The organism is Rothia sp. P4278 (assembly GCF_048512945.1).
Lineage (GTDB): Bacteria > Actinomycetota > Actinomycetes > Actinomycetales > Micrococcaceae > Rothia.
Map to the genome: position 1 here is coordinate 148,987 of NZ_JBLXXU010000001.1, position 16,484 is coordinate 165,470.

Annotated in this window: 16 protein-coding genes; 12 read left to right on the top strand and 4 right to left on the bottom strand. The window is 56.9% G+C overall.

What is annotated here, in order from left to right:
- The first annotated feature begins 127 nt into the window (after positions 1-127).
- The 4 genes from atpA (at position 128) to ACN085_RS00630 (ending at position 4,520) form a co-directional block, all read left to right on the top strand.
- On the top strand, positions 128-1,753 hold the full coding sequence (gene atpA, locus ACN085_RS00615; protein WP_419104567.1) for a F0F1 ATP synthase subunit alpha: 1,626 nt from the start codon (positions 128-130) through the stop codon (positions 1,751-1,753).
- A gap of 77 nt (positions 1,754-1,830) precedes the next feature.
- Positions 1,831-2,751, top strand: a complete 921-nt coding sequence (locus ACN085_RS00620; RefSeq protein ID WP_419100629.1) for a F0F1 ATP synthase subunit gamma — start codon at positions 1,831-1,833, stop codon at positions 2,749-2,751.
- A gap of 45 nt (positions 2,752-2,796) precedes the next feature.
- A complete protein-coding gene (gene atpD / locus ACN085_RS00625) occupies positions 2,797-4,260 on the top strand; it encodes a F0F1 ATP synthase subunit beta (RefSeq protein ID WP_419100628.1) in 1,464 nt (487 codons plus the stop codon).
- Between the two features lie 2 nt (positions 4,261-4,262).
- Positions 4,263-4,520, top strand: coding sequence for a F0F1 ATP synthase subunit epsilon (locus ACN085_RS00630; protein WP_419100627.1), 258 nt, complete (start codon positions 4,263-4,265; stop codon positions 4,518-4,520).
- A gap of 142 nt (positions 4,521-4,662) precedes the next feature.
- Here the strand turns inward: ACN085_RS00630 and nucS are convergent, their stop codons facing one another.
- Positions 4,663-5,379 (bottom strand): endonuclease NucS, encoded by a 717-nt coding sequence (gene nucS, locus ACN085_RS00635; RefSeq protein WP_419104565.1) that lies wholly within the window; start codon positions 5,377-5,379, stop codon positions 4,663-4,665.
- A gap of 67 nt (positions 5,380-5,446) precedes the next feature.
- Between nucS and ACN085_RS00640 the strand changes: the two genes are divergently transcribed.
- Positions 5,447-5,788: an ATP/GTP-binding protein gene (locus ACN085_RS00640; protein ID WP_419100625.1), complete on the top strand. Its 342-nt coding sequence runs from the start codon at positions 5,447-5,449 to the stop codon at positions 5,786-5,788.
- An 80-nt stretch (positions 5,789-5,868) separates the two neighbouring features.
- Here ACN085_RS00640 and ACN085_RS00645 read toward each other — a convergent pair whose 3' ends face one another.
- The gene (locus ACN085_RS00645; protein ID WP_419110268.1) at positions 5,869-7,176 is read right to left on the bottom strand and encodes an AI-2E family transporter; all 1,308 of its coding nucleotides are present in this window, start codon (positions 7,174-7,176) and stop codon (positions 5,869-5,871) included.
- Positions 7,177-7,332: 156 nt separating this feature from the next.
- Here ACN085_RS00645 and ACN085_RS00650 point away from each other — a divergent pair, with 156 nt between their 5' ends.
- From ACN085_RS00650 to ACN085_RS00670, 5 genes are all read left to right on the top strand, one after another.
- A complete protein-coding gene (locus tag ACN085_RS00650) occupies positions 7,333-8,262 on the top strand; it encodes a tetratricopeptide repeat protein (protein WP_419100623.1) in 930 nt (309 codons plus the stop codon).
- A 139-nt stretch (positions 8,263-8,401) separates the two neighbouring features.
- Positions 8,402-9,295, top strand: a complete 894-nt coding sequence (locus ACN085_RS00655) for an ABC transporter ATP-binding protein (RefSeq protein WP_419110269.1) — start codon at positions 8,402-8,404, stop codon at positions 9,293-9,295.
- Positions 9,271-10,884: a hypothetical protein gene (locus ACN085_RS00660; RefSeq protein ID WP_419110270.1), complete on the top strand. Its 1,614-nt coding sequence runs from the start codon at positions 9,271-9,273 to the stop codon at positions 10,882-10,884. Before ACN085_RS00655 ends, ACN085_RS00660 begins: the two co-directional genes overlap by 25 nt.
- An 84-nt stretch (positions 10,885-10,968) precedes the next feature.
- Complete coding sequence (locus ACN085_RS00665; protein WP_419100620.1) at positions 10,969-11,256, top strand: DUF3039 domain-containing protein; 288 nt, start codon at positions 10,969-10,971, stop codon at positions 11,254-11,256.
- A 185-nt stretch (positions 11,257-11,441) separates the two neighbouring features.
- Positions 11,442-13,226, top strand: coding sequence for a DEAD/DEAH box helicase (locus ACN085_RS00670; RefSeq protein WP_419110271.1), 1,785 nt, complete (start codon positions 11,442-11,444; stop codon positions 13,224-13,226).
- A gap of 69 nt (positions 13,227-13,295) precedes the next feature.
- Here ACN085_RS00670 and ACN085_RS00675 read toward each other — a convergent pair whose 3' ends face one another.
- Together ACN085_RS00675 and ACN085_RS00680 are read right to left on the bottom strand one after the other, a co-directional pair.
- The gene (locus ACN085_RS00675) at positions 13,296-13,922 is read right to left on the bottom strand and encodes an isochorismatase family protein (protein ID WP_419110272.1); all 627 of its coding nucleotides are present in this window, start codon (positions 13,920-13,922) and stop codon (positions 13,296-13,298) included.
- A gap of 16 nt (positions 13,923-13,938) precedes the next feature.
- Complete coding sequence (locus ACN085_RS00680) at positions 13,939-15,249, bottom strand: nicotinate phosphoribosyltransferase (RefSeq protein WP_419104560.1); 1,311 nt, start codon at positions 15,247-15,249, stop codon at positions 13,939-13,941.
- A gap of 216 nt (positions 15,250-15,465) precedes the next feature.
- Between ACN085_RS00680 and clpS the strand changes: the two genes are divergently transcribed.
- On the top strand, positions 15,466-15,798 hold the full coding sequence (gene clpS, locus ACN085_RS00685; protein WP_419100616.1) for an ATP-dependent Clp protease adapter ClpS: 333 nt from the start codon (positions 15,466-15,468) through the stop codon (positions 15,796-15,798).
- 1 nt (position 15,799) lies between these two features.
- The gene (locus ACN085_RS00690) at positions 15,800-16,360 is read left to right on the top strand and encodes a DUF2017 domain-containing protein (RefSeq protein ID WP_419110273.1); all 561 of its coding nucleotides are present in this window, start codon (positions 15,800-15,802) and stop codon (positions 16,358-16,360) included.
- Positions 16,361-16,484 lie beyond the last annotated feature (124 nt).

Here is a 16,484-nt window from a genome sequence, read left to right on the forward strand (position 1 = left end):
TTTAGAAGATACACAGACGATTCGGGCCAGCTCAGAGCATATCGCCCCGGCACGTCATACAAGTTTCGGTGAGCCTGTCAGCACTGGTGGCGGGCCTACCAACAATCTAGGAGAGCAGGGACATAAGATGGCCGATTTGACCATCAACGCCGATGATGTCCGTAACGCGCTGAACGAATTCGCAGCGTCTTACGAACCCGGCAACGCAGAACGCGTAGAGGTGGGTCGAGTTGCATCAGCATCCGACGGCATCGCACGCGTTGAGGGCCTTCCCTCAGTAATGGCTAACGAGCTGCTTCGCTTTGAAGACGGCACCCTTGGCCTGGCACAGAACCTCGACACCCGTGACATTGGTGTCATCGTCCTCGGTGACTTTACCGGCATTGAAGAAGGCCAGGAAGTCCACCGCACCGGCGAGGTTCTCTCGGTACCTGTAGGCGATGCCTACCTGGGCCGTGTAGTTGACCCCCTGGGTAACCCCATCGATGACCTGGGCGAGATCGTACCCGAAGGTCGCCGCGCCCTCGAGCTTCAGGCCCCCGGCGTCACCCAGCGTAAGTCAGTTCACGAACCCCTCCAGACCGGTCTCAAGGCAATTGATGCCATGATCCCGATCGGCCGTGGCCAGCGTCAGCTCATCATTGGTGACCGCCAGACCGGCAAGACTGCAATTGCGGTTGACACCATTCTGAACCAGAAGGACAACTGGGCAAGCGGCGACCCCACCAAGCAGGTTCGTTGCGTTTATGTAGCAATCGGCCAGAAGGCCTCCACCATTGCAGCTGTCCGTGAAACCCTCAAGCAGAAGGGCGCACTGGAGTACACCACCATCGTTGCTTCACCTGCATCCGATGCTGCGGGCTTCAAGTATCTTGCGCCCTACACCGGTTCGGCTATCGGCCAGCACTGGATGTACGGTGGCAAGCACGTCCTCATCATTTTTGATGACCTCTCAAAGCAGGCAGAAGCCTACCGTGCAGTGTCACTGCTTCTGCGCCGTCCTCCGGGCCGCGAAGCCTACCCCGGTGACGTCTTCTACCTCCACTCCCGCCTGCTTGAGCGCTGTGCAAAGCTCTCAGACGAGCTGGGTGCAGGCTCAATGACCGGTTTCCCGATTATTGAGACCAAGGCAAACGACGTTTCAGCCTTCATCCCCACAAACGTCATCTCCATCACCGACGGCCAGATCTTCCTGCAGTCAGACCTCTTCAACGCTAACCAGCGCCCCGCAGTTGATGTAGGTATCTCTGTTTCTCGCGTCGGTGGTGCAGCTCAGACCAAGGCAATGAAGAAGGTCTCCGGTACCCTCAAGCTTGATTTGGCTCAGTACCGCGCGATGGAAGCATTTGCCATGTTCGCTTCGGACCTTGACGATGCTTCTAAGGCTCAGCTGACCCGCGGTGCTCGCCTGACCGAGCTCCTGCGCCAGCCCCAGTACACTCCCTACGCTGTTGAGGATCAGGTTGTTTCAATCTGGGCCGGCACCAACGGTCACCTGGATGATCTGGAAGTTTCAGACGTCCTGCGTTTTGAGGCAGAGTTCCTGGACCACCTACGCCGCTCAACCTCGGTACTGCAGAACATTGCATCATCGGGCAAGCTGGAAGAGGACACCGTAGCAGCACTTGAGGCCGCTATCCTTGACTTCAAGAAGGGCTTCCGCTCAGAGGGCACCAGCCACCTGGTTGAGGCCGGCCATGAAGAGCACAAGCCTCTGTCAGACAGCGAAGTATCACAGGAAACTATCGGTTAGCGATTTTCCTAGTTCCGTGATTGGCCCCTCACCTTTTGGGGGAGGGGCCCTCACCACTAGGAGTGAAAGGAATCTCTATGGGAGCCCAGATTAGGGTTTACCGCCAAAAGATTACTTCAACATCGTCTATGAAGAAGATCTTCAAGGCGATGGAGATGATCGCAACCTCACGCATTAACAAGGCACGTCGTAGCGCAGAGGCTGCAAGCCCCTACGCAAATGCGCTGACTAAGGCAGTAACTGCTATTGCGACCCAGCACCCCATTGAGCATCCCCTGCTCAATCCCAGCTCTAAGCATAGGGTTGGTCGCTCTGCAGTTCTGGTTCTAACCAGTGATCGTGGCCTTGCGGGTTCATACTCCTCATCCGTCCTCAAGAAAACCGAGGGTCTTATTGAGAAGCTCCGCGGTGAGGGACGCGACGTCAAGCTCTACCTGATCGGTCGCAAGGCAAAGTCTTACTTTGACTTCCGCGAACGTGATTACGAACAGGCATGGGAGGGTAACACCGATAACCCCAACATCGAGATGGCAATTGCCGCTCGTGACGCTGTTCTGGCCGCCTACGAAAACGGCGAAGTCGATGATCTCCACATCGTCTATACAGAGTTCGTTTCCATGGTGACTCAGGAGACTCGCGTCTTGCGCCTGCTCCCCATTGAGGTGGCAGCTGCACGGGCACTCGGTGAGGACATCATCCCCGGTGAACGTCTTGAAGATGACCAGTTCCAGCAGAACTCGGTCTTCGAATTTGAGCCCAACCCCCAGGAAGTGCTTGATGAACTGCTCCCGCGCTATGTTGCCTCCCGCATCTATGCGTGCCTGCTTGAAGCCGCCGCCTCCGAACTCGCATCTCGCCAGCGCGCGATGAAGTCCGCAGGCGATAACGCTGATGAGCTCATCAAGAAGTACACCCGCCTGATGAACAATGCTCGCCAGGCTGAAATTACTCAGGAGCTCAGCGAAATTGTTGGCGGCGCCGACGCACTCGCCTCATAAACCCACCACAAACTTTTCCACTCTCTACATAGGTAAGTGAGAACAATGACTGCCACTCTGAACGAATCGGCTACCGCGCCGGCTCAGGGCGCAACCGGTCGTATTGCTCGCGTTATCGGCCCTGTCGTCGACGTTGAGTTCCCTGCCGGCCAGGTACCCGAAATTTACAATGCGCTGACCGCTGAGCTCACCCTCAACGGCACCACCCGCAAGATCACCTTTGAGACCGCTCAGCACCTGGGCGACTCATTGGTACGCGCCATCTCCCTGCAGCAGACCGACGGCCTGGTCCGTGGTCAGGCTGTTGTTGATACCGGTGCCCCCATCTCCGTCCCCGTTGGCGACGGCGTCAAGGGCCACATCTTCAACGTCCTGGGTGATGCTCTGGATGTCTCCAACGATGAAATCAAGGCCGATACCTACTGGCCTATCCACCGTGCAGCTCCCGGCTTCGCCGACCTTGAAGGTTCAACCGAGATGCTGGAAACCGGCATCAAGTCAATTGACCTTCTAACCCCCTACATTCGCGGTGGCAAGATTGGCCTCTTCGGCGGTGCAGGCGTTGGTAAGACCGTTCTGATTCAGGAAATGATTACCCGCGTTGCTCGTAACTTCGGTGGTACCTCCGTATTCACCGGTGTGGGCGAGCGTACCCGTGAGGGTAACGACCTCTGGGTTGAAATGGAAGAGGCAGGCGTTCTTAAGGACACCGCCCTTGTATTCGGCCAGATGGACGAACCGCCGGGAACCCGTCTGCGTGTTGCGCTGACCGGCCTGACCATGGCGGAGTACTTCCGCGATGTCCAGAACCAGGACGTGCTGCTCTTCATTGACAACATCTTCCGCTTTACCCAGGCTGGTTCTGAGGTTTCAACCCTGCTTGGCCGTATGCCTTCAGCTGTGGGCTACCAGCCCAACCTGGCTGACGAAATGGGTCTGCTCCAGGAGCGTATTACCTCAACCCGTGGTCACTCCATCACCTCCATGCAGGCAATTTACGTTCCTGCGGATGACTACACCGACCCGGCACCTGCAACCACCTTCGCACACCTCGACGCAACCACCGAGCTGTCTCGTGAAATTGCTTCTCGTGGTCTGTACCCCGCGATTGATCCGCTGTCCTCCACTTCCCGAATCCTGGATCCCCAGTACATCGGTCAGGAGCACTACGACACCGCGATTCAGGTCAAGGCGATTCTGCAGGAGAACAAGGAACTTCAGGACATCATCGCCATCCTTGGTGTCGATGAACTCTCTGAGGAACAGAAGATTGTTGTCTCCCGTGCTCGCCGTATCGAGCAGTTCCTGTCGCAGAACACCTACACCGCTAAGCAATTCACCGGCGTTGAAGGCTCAACCGTGCCCCTGAAGGACACCATTGAGTCATTCCAGATGATTTGCCGTGGCGATGTTGACCATATCCCCGAGCAGGCCTTCTACAACATCGGTGGCATGGACGATGTCATGCGTCGTTACGAGGAAATCAAGGCACAGTCTGGAGCCAAGTAATCATGGCACTGAAAGTTGAAGTTGTTTCCCGCGAACACATCGTGTGGGTCGGCGAAGCAAAATACGTTCGGGCTCGCACCGTGAACGGGGATTTGGGCATTATGCCCGGTCATATCCCGACCATGGCGCTTCTGGCCGACGATGGTGAGCTTCTGATTGAAGACATCACGGGCGAAAAGAAGACAACCCGCCTGAACGAAGGTTTCTTGACCGTGTCAAACGATCGAGTCACCATCGCCGCGAAGCACGCACAGATTTAGTCTGTTCCTGCTCAGCAGATACGGTCGCCTTCCCCATCTGGGGGAGGCGACCGTTTTTGCCTCACACTGTGACTTTGCTACCGGGGGAATAAGAAGAGGGGGCGGCACCCCATGGGTGCCGCCCCCCTTATGTCTAGGTTCTTTAGAAGAGCCGGGAGCTGCTATCGTCAACACCGCGCATAGCATCGTAATCTAGGGCTAGACAACGGATGCCACGATCCTCTGCTAGTGTGCGTGCCTGGGGTTTGATACGCTGGGCAGCAAAAACGCCCTGAACGGGAGCCAGGAGGGGATCGCGGTTCAGGAGTTCAAGATAGCGGGTGAGCTGTTCAACGCCGTCAATATCACCTACACGCTTGAGCTCAACAGCCACCGAGATACCCGAGGCATCTTTGGCCAGAATATCGACCGGGCCGATAGCGGTGGGGTATTCACGGCGAACCAGGCGGTAGCCACTGCCCAAAAGCTCAATCTGTTCAGCCAGTAAACGCTGAAGATCTGCCTCAACACCGTCCTTGATGAGACCGGGATCTATGCCTAAGTCCTGGCTCAGCTCGCCCTGCTTCTCAAAGACACGGATGACCAGTCGGTCATCGGATTTGGCGGCTTGCACGGTCCACAGCTCGCTGACATCGGAGTCAAGATCTTCGCCTGCGGTGGTTCCTTCAAACTCCTCGCGGGGTGCAATATGCAGACGGCAGGGCGGGCTCATCCAGTTGAGCGGTTTGTAGGAGCCGCCATCGGAGTGGATAAGTACCGAGCCGTCATTCTTAATCATGAGCAGACGGGTCGCACGGGGTAGGTGGGCCTTCAGACGGCCCACATAATCAACAGAACAATCAGCTATAACTAAACGCACCGTACCACTCTAACAGCTGAGCAAGAAGCAGTTGGGGCTTAGCTCAAGGACATGACAGAATAAACCCATGCCTCGTAGATCCCCATCCAAGAAACGTCGCCCTCATTCTAATTCCGGCTCTGCCCCTAGCAAATGGCAAAAGCAGAGCAAGCCTGGGCGCGATATTTCTCGTCTACTAGACCCATCACCGCGAGTGGAACGGGCAGGTGATGGTGACTGGTTCGTGCAGTATATTCCCCCCATGAATGCTCAGAAAACCTACACCTGCCCTGAATGTATGACCTCGATTAGGCCGGGTGTAGCGCACCTGGTGGTGTGGCAGGAAGATCACATGTTCGGTTCTCAACGCGCTATCGAGGAACGCCGGCACTGGCACCAGCGTTGCTGGCAGACCCGCCGCTTCTGGTAGCCAAGAGCTTTGTACATAGAGCGGGCCGGGGTAGGTAATGATTACCTACCCCGGCCCCTTAAACCTCATCGATCAGGTATTTATAGACGATCTTGTCGAGGCACAAGGACCTCATTGACCAGGATCAAGATAGAGGCGGCAACTGGGATAGCAATTATTGCTCCCAGTACGCCCCAAATCGAACCGCCCGCAACTACCGCAATAATAGCAACAGCGCCGGGCACAGCCACCGCTTTTTTCATGATGCGCGGCGAAATGAAGTAGGCCTCGATCTGGAGATAAATCAGGTAGGGGACCAAGAAGAAGAGGGCAGTCTGCCAGCTATCGGTCAGTGAAATCAGCGAGACTAGGACCGCTGCGCTGACCCCACCGATTAGGGGGATAAAGGCCAAAACCAGAACTAAGAGCATCAGGAGCTGGGCAAAGGGAACACCGACAATCAGCATAATAAGGGCAGCCACCGTTGCGTTACAGATAGCTACTAGAGCCTGGCCCATAACATAGTGGCCCACGGAGTCAGAAATCTTTTCGGTCAAGTATCCAACGCGTTCTCGACGTGAGGCAGGAGCCAGACGAATAAACCAGGCCTTGATGGTTGGCAGCGAAGCTAAGACGTAGATAGAGAGGAAGAGAACGATAATAATGCCTGTGGTGGTCTCCGCTAGGGTGGATCCCGCGTTGAGCAGAGAGTTCATAAAGTTGCTGACCACCGAGGTATCGGAGGTTAGCTGGGTAAAAACCTTTTCAACTTCTCCGTCAACTGCTGAGCGGATCTGAAACTTTTCATCCAGAGAAGTAAACAAATCTGAATTGAGAAAGGCTTCAAGCTGGTTGGGGAAACCCGTGATAAAGGAGACGGCCTGGCGAGCTACCATGGGGATGATCCAGAAGGTCAGGGCACCCACTATAGAGGCAAAGGCCAGGAACACTACACCTACACCTGCCCCTCTGGGCAGACCCCTCTGCTCAAGTTTGCGGACGGCAGGGTCAAGGCCTAGCCCAATAAAAACAGCACCGGTGATCCAGCCTGCTAGGGCACCTACATTCAAGACAAAGTAGATGCAGATAAGAGCTAGAGTAATTCCAACTGCCAGCATGAAACCGAAGTAGATGGGGTTGGTGATATGGCGGCCGTGCTCGGGGACCTGCGATTGCTTAGAAGGCAAATGTGAGACCTGCTGATCGGGTTCCTTGACTGTGTTGGCTGTCTCGGTAGGCTCAGCCGGTAGCTGCAGCCTATGCCGGGGCCGAGCGCCGGGTATGGCCGGTAGCGCTGGCATCGTGAACTTGGAGCTACTACTGTTTTGAGCATCGTCACCCGATGCGGCTTGAGCAGGTTCTGAGCTTCTGGCACGAGAAGCTCGGGAGGACAAAAATGGTAGTGGCATATTCCTGGCCTGGTCATCAAAAAGGGATAGTTGTCTACTACCTTATCGTGATTTCTGCCCTGGGCTAGAAAGTAGAGGCTCTCTTGGCGGCGGTGGCCTGTTTTTGACAGCATAGACTGGAGAGAAAAGAACCTGCTACTCCCTAAGGAGAAAACCATGACCGCATCATCGGGTTTCCAGCCTGAGAACCTACCGGCTTCGGTGCGCAATGCTCCGGATCTAAGTGTTACTGCTCAGGCTAGCGCTCAGCCGGGGGAGCAAACGGCCCAGGCAAGTGAGCCCAGTTGGCGTTTTGACGTCACCGATGTAGCCCAGTTCCAGCAGCTGGTTCAGGAGTCCAACCGGGGTGCCGTTATTTTTGCCCTGTGGGCACCCCATTCCCCTGCTTCTGTGCAAATGCTCGAGCAGGTTGAGGCACTGGTCAACTCCGCCGGAGGGAACCTGCTCCTGGCGGCCGTGGATATTACCAAGACTCCCGAGATTGGTCAGGCCTTCCAGATTCAGGGTGTACCAGCCGCTGTTGCGGTACTAGCTGGCCGTCCCGCCCCGCTCTTTAACGGGCCTGTTGAACCCCAGGCTCTGACCGAGGTGCTGGGGCAGGTAGTCCAGCTAGCAACCCAGCAGGGTCTGGCCGGTGGCTTTGAGCCGGTTCTCAGCGAACAGGAAAAGCCCCTGCCGCCCCTGCACCAAAAAGCCCTGGACGCTCTTGACTGCGGGGATTACGCTGGTGCTGAAGCCGCCTACACCCAGGCATTGAATGAGAACCCAGGCGATACCGATGCGAAAATTGGCTTGGCCCAGGTTCACCTACTCCACCGAGTTTCATCTCTGACTCTGGCCGATGAACGAGCCAGAGCCGCCGCAGATGCCACTGATATTCAGGCTCAGCTCAATGTGGCTGACCTAGATATTGCTGGTGGCCATATTGAGGATGCGTTCAAGCGCCTAATCACTCTTTTTAAAGCAGTTGGCCCTGATGACAAAACACGGGTACGGGAACGCCTGCTAGAGCTCTTTGAGGTAGTCGGTTCAGCTGATCCCAGGGTCAAGAAAGCACGGGCGGAACTGATGATGGCTATGTTCTAGTCAGGAGCATATCTTTATGAGGGACCTCCTGGGAATTCTCAGCGCTAGAGCTTAGATCTTTCCCACGAGGCCTCGTCATACAATGGATATCAGCCTGCTGGGGGAGCTCAGAGCTAGCTAGGTCACCTACCATAGTTATATGGAACACGATGAGAAGACCTGGCCGCACCAGGCAAACCCCCAAGAAGTCACGCCCCTTCACCCGACGGCACCCAGTGATCAGGTTTCCCCGGCATCTCCTGTGGAAGCTGAGATTGCTCCCGAGAGCCTAGATACACCCGCCCTACAACTGCTTAACCTGGTCAAGGTTTTTGACCAGCACCCTGCCGTTAACGGTATTAACCTAACCATTCCTCGCGGGTCCTTCTACGGTCTGGTAGGGCGTAACGGTGCCGGTAAAACAACAAGCCTGTCAATGGCCACAGGCATGCTTAAACCCACCGACGGTCAGGTGCTGGTGGGCGGTACAGATATGTGGGCTAGTCCGCTGGAGGCCAAGCGTAAGGTGGGGGTTCTGCCCGATGGCGTGCGCCTCTTTGATAAGCTCACCGGAGAGCAACTGCTGACCTATGCGGGTCGCCTGCACGGGCTTGACAAAGTGACGGTTGCTGAACGAACCCGCGATTTGCTCCTAGCCCTTGACCTGGTTAATGCCGCCGGGAAGCAGGTTGCTGATTACTCCGCCGGTATGACCAAAAAAATTGCCCTGGCCTGTGCAATGATTCATGCGCCCTCCTTGCTGGTGCTTGATGAACCCTTTGAAGCGGTTGACCCTGTCTCCGCCTCCAACATTCAAGATATCTTGAAGGGGTATGTTGCTGGTGGGGGCACCGTCATTATTTCCTCTCACGTCATGGACTTGGTTCAGAGACTGTGCGACCATGTGGCGGTTATGAATGAGGGGCGAATCCTGGCTTCGGGTACCGTGGAGCAGGTCCGGGCCGGTATGAGCCTGGAAGACCGATTTGTTTCACTGGTCGGCGGTCGAATGGTGAGGGAGGGCCTGTCATGGTTGCAGTCCTCGTCCGACTAAAGCTTGCGCACTTTATCGCATATTTTACCAGGGGTAACGCCTGGGCTATCGTGGGGTTCTCTTTTGCCATGCTCTATGGGCTGGGCCTAGTGGTCTGCCTAGGAGCGGGCGGGTTCTTTATTGATAATGCCAGCGGTGCTCAGGTTTTTCTGGCGCTGGTAGGCGGAATTCTGACCCTAGCCTGGTTCCTTGTTCCCCTCTTTGCCTCCGCTGCCGATGCCACCTTGGATCCTGAGCGGCTGGCACCATACCCCATTCGGGTTAAGGACCTGATGCTGGGCCAGGCTATCGGGGCTCTCGTGGGTGCCCCCGGAATCCTGACTCTCCTCATCGCTCTGGCGAGCGCTACCTCGCTGTTCTTCTCGATTCCGGGTCTCTTGACCTACCCGGTAGCCGCTATCCTGGGTCTTGCACTGGCGATTGCCGGTTCCCGGGTCGTGACGCTTGCTTCTATCCCTTTGCGGGCTCGTAGGGGTATCAGTAACCTGCTGACGATTGCCTCCTTTATGGTGGTGATGCTCATGGGGCCTATCATCGCGGGTGCTGCCGGTGGGATAGCGCAGGTGGCAGACCGCCTCCCCGAATACATCGAGGTGCTACAGTGGTTGCCTTTGCTGACTCCCTGGCTCATTCCGGTTTATGTTGCCTCCGGTAGCTACGGGCTGGCTGGAGCCCTGTTGGCTCTTAGCCTTCTCTACCTGGCCATCATCTGGTGGTTCTGGTACCTGCTGGCTGCCCGCACCATGGCTAACGTTGGGGAAGTCACCGGGCGTAAGGAAGCCCGCAACCTGGGCACCGGACACCTGGGCATTCTTGACCGCTTCCCGGCGACCGTTCGGGGCGCAATTGCTGCCCGCATTGTGCAGATGATGTTCAAAGACCCCCGGTGCACCGTCAATGTTATGAGCCTACCGCTTTTTTACCTGATCTTTACTTTCATGGGTAATTTGAGTGTTACAACGGATACGGGGGAGGACGTTTCAACACCCATTATGGGAGTCTTTTTCTGTAGCGCCTTCATCCCTGCTTTCGCTGGTTACATATATGCCTATCTGGTGTCCTATGAAAGCACCGCTTTCTCCTTACACACCACCACGGCTGTGCGCGGCATTGATGACCGGCTGGGGCGGGCCTACGCCATGATACTGATTTACGCACCGATGATTCTGATGGGCACCCTGCTCTTTGGCCTGATTGCAGGAGCGGGCGCTTATACGGTACCCATGCTGGTGACCGCCTACTCGGTTTTCTTCTTGGGTATGGGACTCGCGTCCTATGCTGATACGGTGTTTTCCCTACCTGTGCCGCCACCGGGCTCAAGCCCCTGGAAAACGGCCAAGCAACCCGACGGCATGGCTAAAGCATTTGTGCGCGGTCTCACCATGATGATTCCCATGTTCCTTGCTGCTCCCGGCCTGGCCGGTATGGCTGCCTCAGCAATCAACGGCAATATGCTCTGGGCTTGGCTGGGCGCTGGTGTCATGCTGGTGACGGCAGTGGGCGGTTTCACTCTGGGAATCCGCCTGGGCTCCCAGCGCTTTGAGCGCCACAGCGCAGATATGCTCTACCGGGTTACCCAGTTCAGCTAGCCTATTGTGCTCGCCGGAGAACCTGCCTGGCTTGGTAGACTAACTAGAGATAGCCCGCCTGGGCCACTACGAAAGGACGCACCCGTGTCATCTATTCCCGGAATTGAAGATCCCTTCCCCGAAACCGCCCACTCAGGCGGTACTGCGCTCCTTGAGCGTGAGGAAGTTCAGAACGTAGAACCCGGTGACCACGAGCGCTTTGCCCACTACGTGCGCAAGGAAAAGATTATGGAGTCTGCCCTCACCGGAAACCCCGTCCGTGCTCTCTGCGGCAAGAAGTGGACTCCTGGCCGAGACCCCGAGAAGTTCCCGGTCTGCCCCGAATGCAAAGAGATCTACGAGGGCCTGGCCCCTGGCGGGGACGACCAGTAATCAAGCCATTCGCATTCGCCCGTTCTGTCGCGTGAGGCCAGCACCCTACCCCGAATACAGAACAGGGGGAGAGGTCGCTCTCACAGGTGCAGGTGCTCGTTGATAGCCCCATTCCTCACCGAATGGGGCTAAACTTTTGTGGTGCCCACCGTGGCTCATATCTGTTGTGAGGGAAGGGAAAATACATGGACGATAGCCAGCCAACACTCTTTGGAGAAGGCAGCAGCGCCCTACCCCCAGCCTACCCGGACCGCGCCGCCTGGGGCACTGCTCCCAAGCTCCGCGCCTGGCAGGCCGAAGCTATGACCAAGTACTTCACCCAGAACCCCCGCGACTTCATGGCTGTGGCTACTCCCGGTGCAGGTAAGACCACCTTTGCCCTGACCGTTGCCAAAGAACTTTTCAACCGGGGAACCATCAACCGCATGACCGTGGTCGCGCCTACCGATCACCTTAAACGCCAGTGGGCCGATGCCGCTGCCCGTGTAGGTATCTCCATTGACCCTAACTTCAAAAATGCAGACGGTAGCGTGGGCAGGGGCTACCAGGGTGTTGCCCTGACCTACGCCCAGGTAGCCAATAAACCTATGCTCCACCGGGCGCGTACCGAAAACGGCCGAACCCTGGTGATTATGGACGAAATCCACCACGCCGGTGATTCTCTCTCGTGGGGCGACGGCCTGCGCGAAGCCTTCGAGCCTGCTACCCGCCGCCTGGCTCTGACCGGTACCCCCTTCCGCTCCGATACCTCACCCATTCCCTTTGTGCAGTACGAAGAGGACGCAGAAGGCATCCGCCGTTCCAAGTCTGACTACTCCTACGGCTACGGCCCCGCCCTCAAAGACCATGTTGTGCGCCCCGTCATCTTTATGGCCTACTCAGGTCAGATGCGCTGGCGCACTAGCGCCGGTGAAGAAATGGCGGCCAACCTGGGGGAGGGCTTCACCAAAGACGTCACCGCCCAGGCCTGGCGTACCGCCCTTAACCCTGAGGGCGAGTGGATTCCCACCGTACTTGCTGCCGCCGATAAGCGCCTGACCGAGGTACGCCGTACCGTACCCGATGCTGGTGGCCTGGTGATTGCTACCGATCACGCCGATGCCCGCGCCTACGCCGCCCAGCTTCAGCGTATTACCGGTGAAAAGCCCGCCCTTATTCTTTCCGATGACAAAGAAGCCTCCAACAACATTGAGGAATTTTCCCAGGGGCTTGCTCGCTGGATGGTTGCTGTGCGCATGGTCTCCGAAGGCGTGGACGTTCCCCGCCTGGCGGTGGGTGTTTACGCAACTTCCACCTCAACGCCTCTCTTCTTTGCTCAGGCTATTGGGCGTTTTGTGCGCTCGCGAAAGCGCGGGGAAACTGCTTCTGTCTTCCTGCCGTCTGTTCCTCAGCTCATGATGCTGGCTAACGAGATGGAGACCGAGCGCGACCATGCCCTGGACCGCAAGAACGCTCAGCAGGAAAACCTTGACCCGCTCAATCAGGGGCTGGACGATCACCTGATTGAAGAAGCTAATCGTGAAGAAGGGGCCAGCGAGCAGTTGACCCGTGGCAAGTTCGAAGCTATCGGTTCCCAGGCCTCCTTCCACGGGGTCCTTTTTGACGGTGCCGAGTTCGCCTCGGGCGGTCTTGAAGTGGGTTCAGATGAGGAACAGGATTTTTTGGGGATCCCCGGCCTGCTGGATGCTGAGCAAGTAGGTACCCTGCTGAGGGCACGGCAGAAAGACCACGCCTCGCGCCGCCCGGCGACGGCCGTGCCGCAGGTGGTGGATCACCGCCAGCTCAAAGAGCTCCGCAGCAAGCTGGCTAAGAATGTTGCCGCCTGGGCTGCTCGGACCGGTAAGCCGCACGGGTCTATCCACAACGAGCTCCGTCGTATCTGCGGAGGCCCTGCTGTTGCCCAAGCCTCAGCCGAGCAGCTCCAAGCGCGCCTGGATAAGCTCCAGGACTGGTTCGTGGGCAGAAAATAAAGAGCAGAAAAAGAGGCCGGGCCACTGAAATGAATCAGCGCCCCGGCCCCTTACCTGCACCAGCTGAGACTAGAGAACCTGGATAACTGTCACACCGGCATCTTCTAGCTCGTCCACGGTGTCATCAAGCGAATCCTCAGACACAGGGGCCGTGAGATCAAGCAGCACGCGTGTCTCGTAGCCCGCATCAACAGCGTCCATCGCAGTTGCCTTAACACAGAAATCAGTGGCGATGCCTACGACATCAATATCGGTAATCTCCCGCTCGCTCAGCCAAGCATCCAGAGGAGTCTGCTCACTGGCATCTTCAACCGGAGCGCCAGCTTCACGCTCACCGGGCATGACCGTGTACTCGGGAGCCAGAAGGCCCTCAAAGGCTGAGTAAGCAGGGGCATAGGCACCCTTGCGGAAGTAAGCCTCGATGTAGTCGGTATCAAGCTCGGGGTGAAGCTCAGCGCCCTTAGACTCTGCGCGACAGTGCGGGGGCCAAGAATCCTGATAATCTGGGCTATCCGAAAAGTGCGTGCCCGGGTCGATATGCCAGTCCTGAGCTGCCACAATGGCCTGGTAACGGTCGTGGTAGTTTTCTACGAACTCGCTGATCAGAGCCGCAACCTCAGCGCCGCGTTCGGTAGCTAGCGCACCGCCTGGGCAAAAGTCATTCTGGACATCAACAATAATCAAAGCTTTAGACATAGTTTCCTCAGGTGGGCTAAACAGCGGGCACAAACTCGGTGGGGATTACCGGGTCACCGGGGGACAGACGGGTTGCAGTGACGGGCAGCTCGGCCAGGGACCGGGCGTGACGTTCAGCGGCACGGCGCACGCCTTCGGCACCGGTAAAGCCGGGCTGAAGCTCACCGTCGACCACAAAATCAACCATAAGCTGGCGGTCGTTGGCATCGGCAGGTGCGCTCACATCGAGGCCTATGACCTCAGCGGTAGCAATACCACGTTTATTTAGGCGGCGCACCGCGCTCTTTTTGCCACCCACAGATGCCTTACCAGAGGATGCCTTAGCGACCGGCTCCATTACGCCCTGGGCGTTCTCGCGCAAAACCACCTTGTAAACCATGGAAGAGGTTGGAACACCTGAGCCGGTCACCAGCTTGGTGCCCACACCGTAGGAATTAACCGGGGCTGCTGCCAGAGAGGCGATAGCGTACTCATCAAGATCGCTGGTCACAGTAATCTTAGTGGAGGTGTTACCGAGGCTATCGAGAAGCTGACGGACGAAAGCGGCCTGGGCAACCAGGTCACCGGAATCCAGGCGAACGGCACCGAGTTCTGGGCCGGCCAGCTCGCAAGCCAGGCGAACAGCGGCTTCAACATCGTAGGTATCTACTAGCAGTGTTGTATCTACCCCGAGCGAAGCAAGCTGGGCTTCAAAAGCCTGGCGCTCGCTGTCATGGAGCAGGGTAAAAGCGTGGGCGCTCGTGCCCACCGTGTGCAGGCCATAGCGGCGGCCAGCCTCTAGGTTAGAGGTGCCGATAAAGCCTGCAATTACCGCAGCCCGTGCGGCAGATACAGCGGCTTGCTCATGAGCCCTGCGTGAACCCATCTCAAGGCAGGGGCGCTTACCGGCGGCTACCGTCATACGGGAGGCCGCAGTTGCAACGGCTGAATCGAAGTTGAGAACCGAGAGAATATAGGTCTCTAAAAGGCAGGCCTCGGCAAAGGAAGCTTCAACCTGGAGCACGGGGGAGTGGGGAAAGAAGATTTCCCCTTCGGCGTACCCACGAATATGCCCGCTAAAGCGGAAGTCAGCCAGGTAGTCCAAGGTCTGCTGGTTGATCACCTTGCGGGAGGCAAGGAACTCAAGTTCGTTCTGGTCGAAACGGAAATTTTCAAGACCCTCAAGGAGCCTGCCAGTGCCGGCAAGGACACCGTAGCGGCGGCCACCGGAGAGCCTGCGGGTAAAGACCTCAAAGACGGTCCGCCTATGGGCGGCACCGGAGGCAAGAGCCGCCTGAACCATGGTTAGCTCGTAGTGGTCTGTTAACAATGAAGTTTTCTGAGTCACGGCTACCACTCTAGCCCCTGTGCGGCCTAAAAAGACAGCCCTCTCAGAAGATAAAACTGTGACCTCTAGCTTGCTCTAGCTGGCGCGTGGCAGTTGTGGCTCCTTAGCCGTATGATAGATAAGGTGTATGTGACCTATAAGTCTGCTAAGGGCCCAGTGGCGTAAGCTTGTTCAAGGCGCTACCGACTCAAAGATTTTCACAAGGAGAAGAAGGCTATGTTATCGGCTGAAACAGCTATCACCCTGAATACAGCGGTGGATACTTTAGCCGACCTTGAACGTAGCTTAGAGAGCGAAACGAATGACCGACCCCAGCTTCCTTGGACGGTGCTGGTCTGGGATGACCCAGTTAACCTCATGAGCTTTGTCACCTATGTTTTCCGCACTCAGTTTGGCTACAGTACCGAAAAGGCCCAGGAGCTGATGCTCCGTGTACACACCGAAGGTAAAGCCGCAGTCTTTAGTGGTTCCCAAGAAGAAGCCGAACGCCACACAGCAGCCCTGCATACCTGGGGGCTGTGGGCAACGCTAGAACAGGCAGGTCTATAAGATGGCAGAGCCTTTTAGCAGGACACCGCGTGGCCTGACTGCACGCTTTACTCCCGAAGAGGTCCAGGTGCTTACCCGCCTTTTTGAAGATGTAGCGCTTGCCCTGGAACCTGAGGAAGACCCCAACACTGACCCCCTGGCAGCTCTGGTGGGAATTTCGGAAAAAGCTGATGTGCCTGCCGATCCCGCTGTCGCCCGCATGCTGCCTGTCGTCAGTGATGATCCTGAGGTAGCCGATGAGTACCGGCGTTTCACCGATCTCTCCCTCCGACAGGCTAAAATCTCGCACCTAAAACTGGCCGCTATGGATATCCAGGCAGGCACAGTTCACCTGGATACAGAACACGCCAAGGCCTGGGCCGCAGCCCTGAACGACGTTCGTCTAACCCTGGGTTCCAGGCTGGGCATTATCAGCGCAGCAGATGCCGAACGGGTGGGGGAGCAGACCGACTGGGACCGGGTAGAAACAACCGAGGACTATATGGCTCTGCTCTATAACTTTGCAACCTGGCTTCAGGAAAGCCTCATGCAGGCACTCCTGATAGGGCTGGAAGAAGATTGATTTTTACCGGTCCAGAGTGTCTATTTATGACACCAAAAAGTCGTGTTAGAGCGTGATTGTCCACTCAAAAACCGGCAGGTGAGTTCTACACCTTACTGAATAACCATCGAGTAGCTAATGTCAG

What these genes read in the sequence shown, in the direction of transcription:
- atpA (WP_419104567.1), top strand. Translation starts at nt 128, where the DNA reads ATGGCCGATTTGACCATCAACGCCGATGATGTCCGTAACGCGCTGAAC.
- ACN085_RS00620 (WP_419100629.1), top strand. Translation starts at nt 1,831, where the DNA reads ATGGGAGCCCAGATTAGGGTTTACCGCCAAAAGATTACTTCAACATCG.
- atpD (WP_419100628.1), top strand. Translation starts at nt 2,797, where the DNA reads ATGACTGCCACTCTGAACGAATCGGCTACCGCGCCGGCTCAGGGCGCA.
- ACN085_RS00630 (WP_419100627.1), top strand. Translation starts at nt 4,263, where the DNA reads ATGGCACTGAAAGTTGAAGTTGTTTCCCGCGAACACATCGTGTGGGTC.
- ACN085_RS00640 (WP_419100625.1), top strand. Translation starts at nt 5,447, where the DNA reads ATGCCTCGTAGATCCCCATCCAAGAAACGTCGCCCTCATTCTAATTCC.
- ACN085_RS00645 (WP_419110268.1), bottom strand. Translation starts at nt 7,176, where the DNA reads ATGCCACTACCATTTTTGTCCTCCCGAGCTTCTCGTGCCAGAAGCTCA.
- ACN085_RS00650 (WP_419100623.1), top strand. Translation starts at nt 7,333, where the DNA reads ATGACCGCATCATCGGGTTTCCAGCCTGAGAACCTACCGGCTTCGGTG.
- ACN085_RS00655 (WP_419110269.1), top strand. Translation starts at nt 8,402, where the DNA reads ATGGAACACGATGAGAAGACCTGGCCGCACCAGGCAAACCCCCAAGAA.
- ACN085_RS00660 (WP_419110270.1), top strand. Translation starts at nt 9,271, where the DNA reads ATGGTTGCAGTCCTCGTCCGACTAAAGCTTGCGCACTTTATCGCATAT.
- ACN085_RS00670 (WP_419110271.1), top strand. Translation starts at nt 11,442, where the DNA reads ATGGACGATAGCCAGCCAACACTCTTTGGAGAAGGCAGCAGCGCCCTA.
- ACN085_RS00675 (WP_419110272.1), bottom strand. Translation starts at nt 13,922, where the DNA reads ATGTCTAAAGCTTTGATTATTGTTGATGTCCAGAATGACTTTTGCCCA.
- clpS (WP_419100616.1), top strand. Translation starts at nt 15,466, where the DNA reads ATGTTATCGGCTGAAACAGCTATCACCCTGAATACAGCGGTGGATACT.
- ACN085_RS00690 (WP_419110273.1), top strand. Translation starts at nt 15,800, where the DNA reads ATGGCAGAGCCTTTTAGCAGGACACCGCGTGGCCTGACTGCACGCTTT.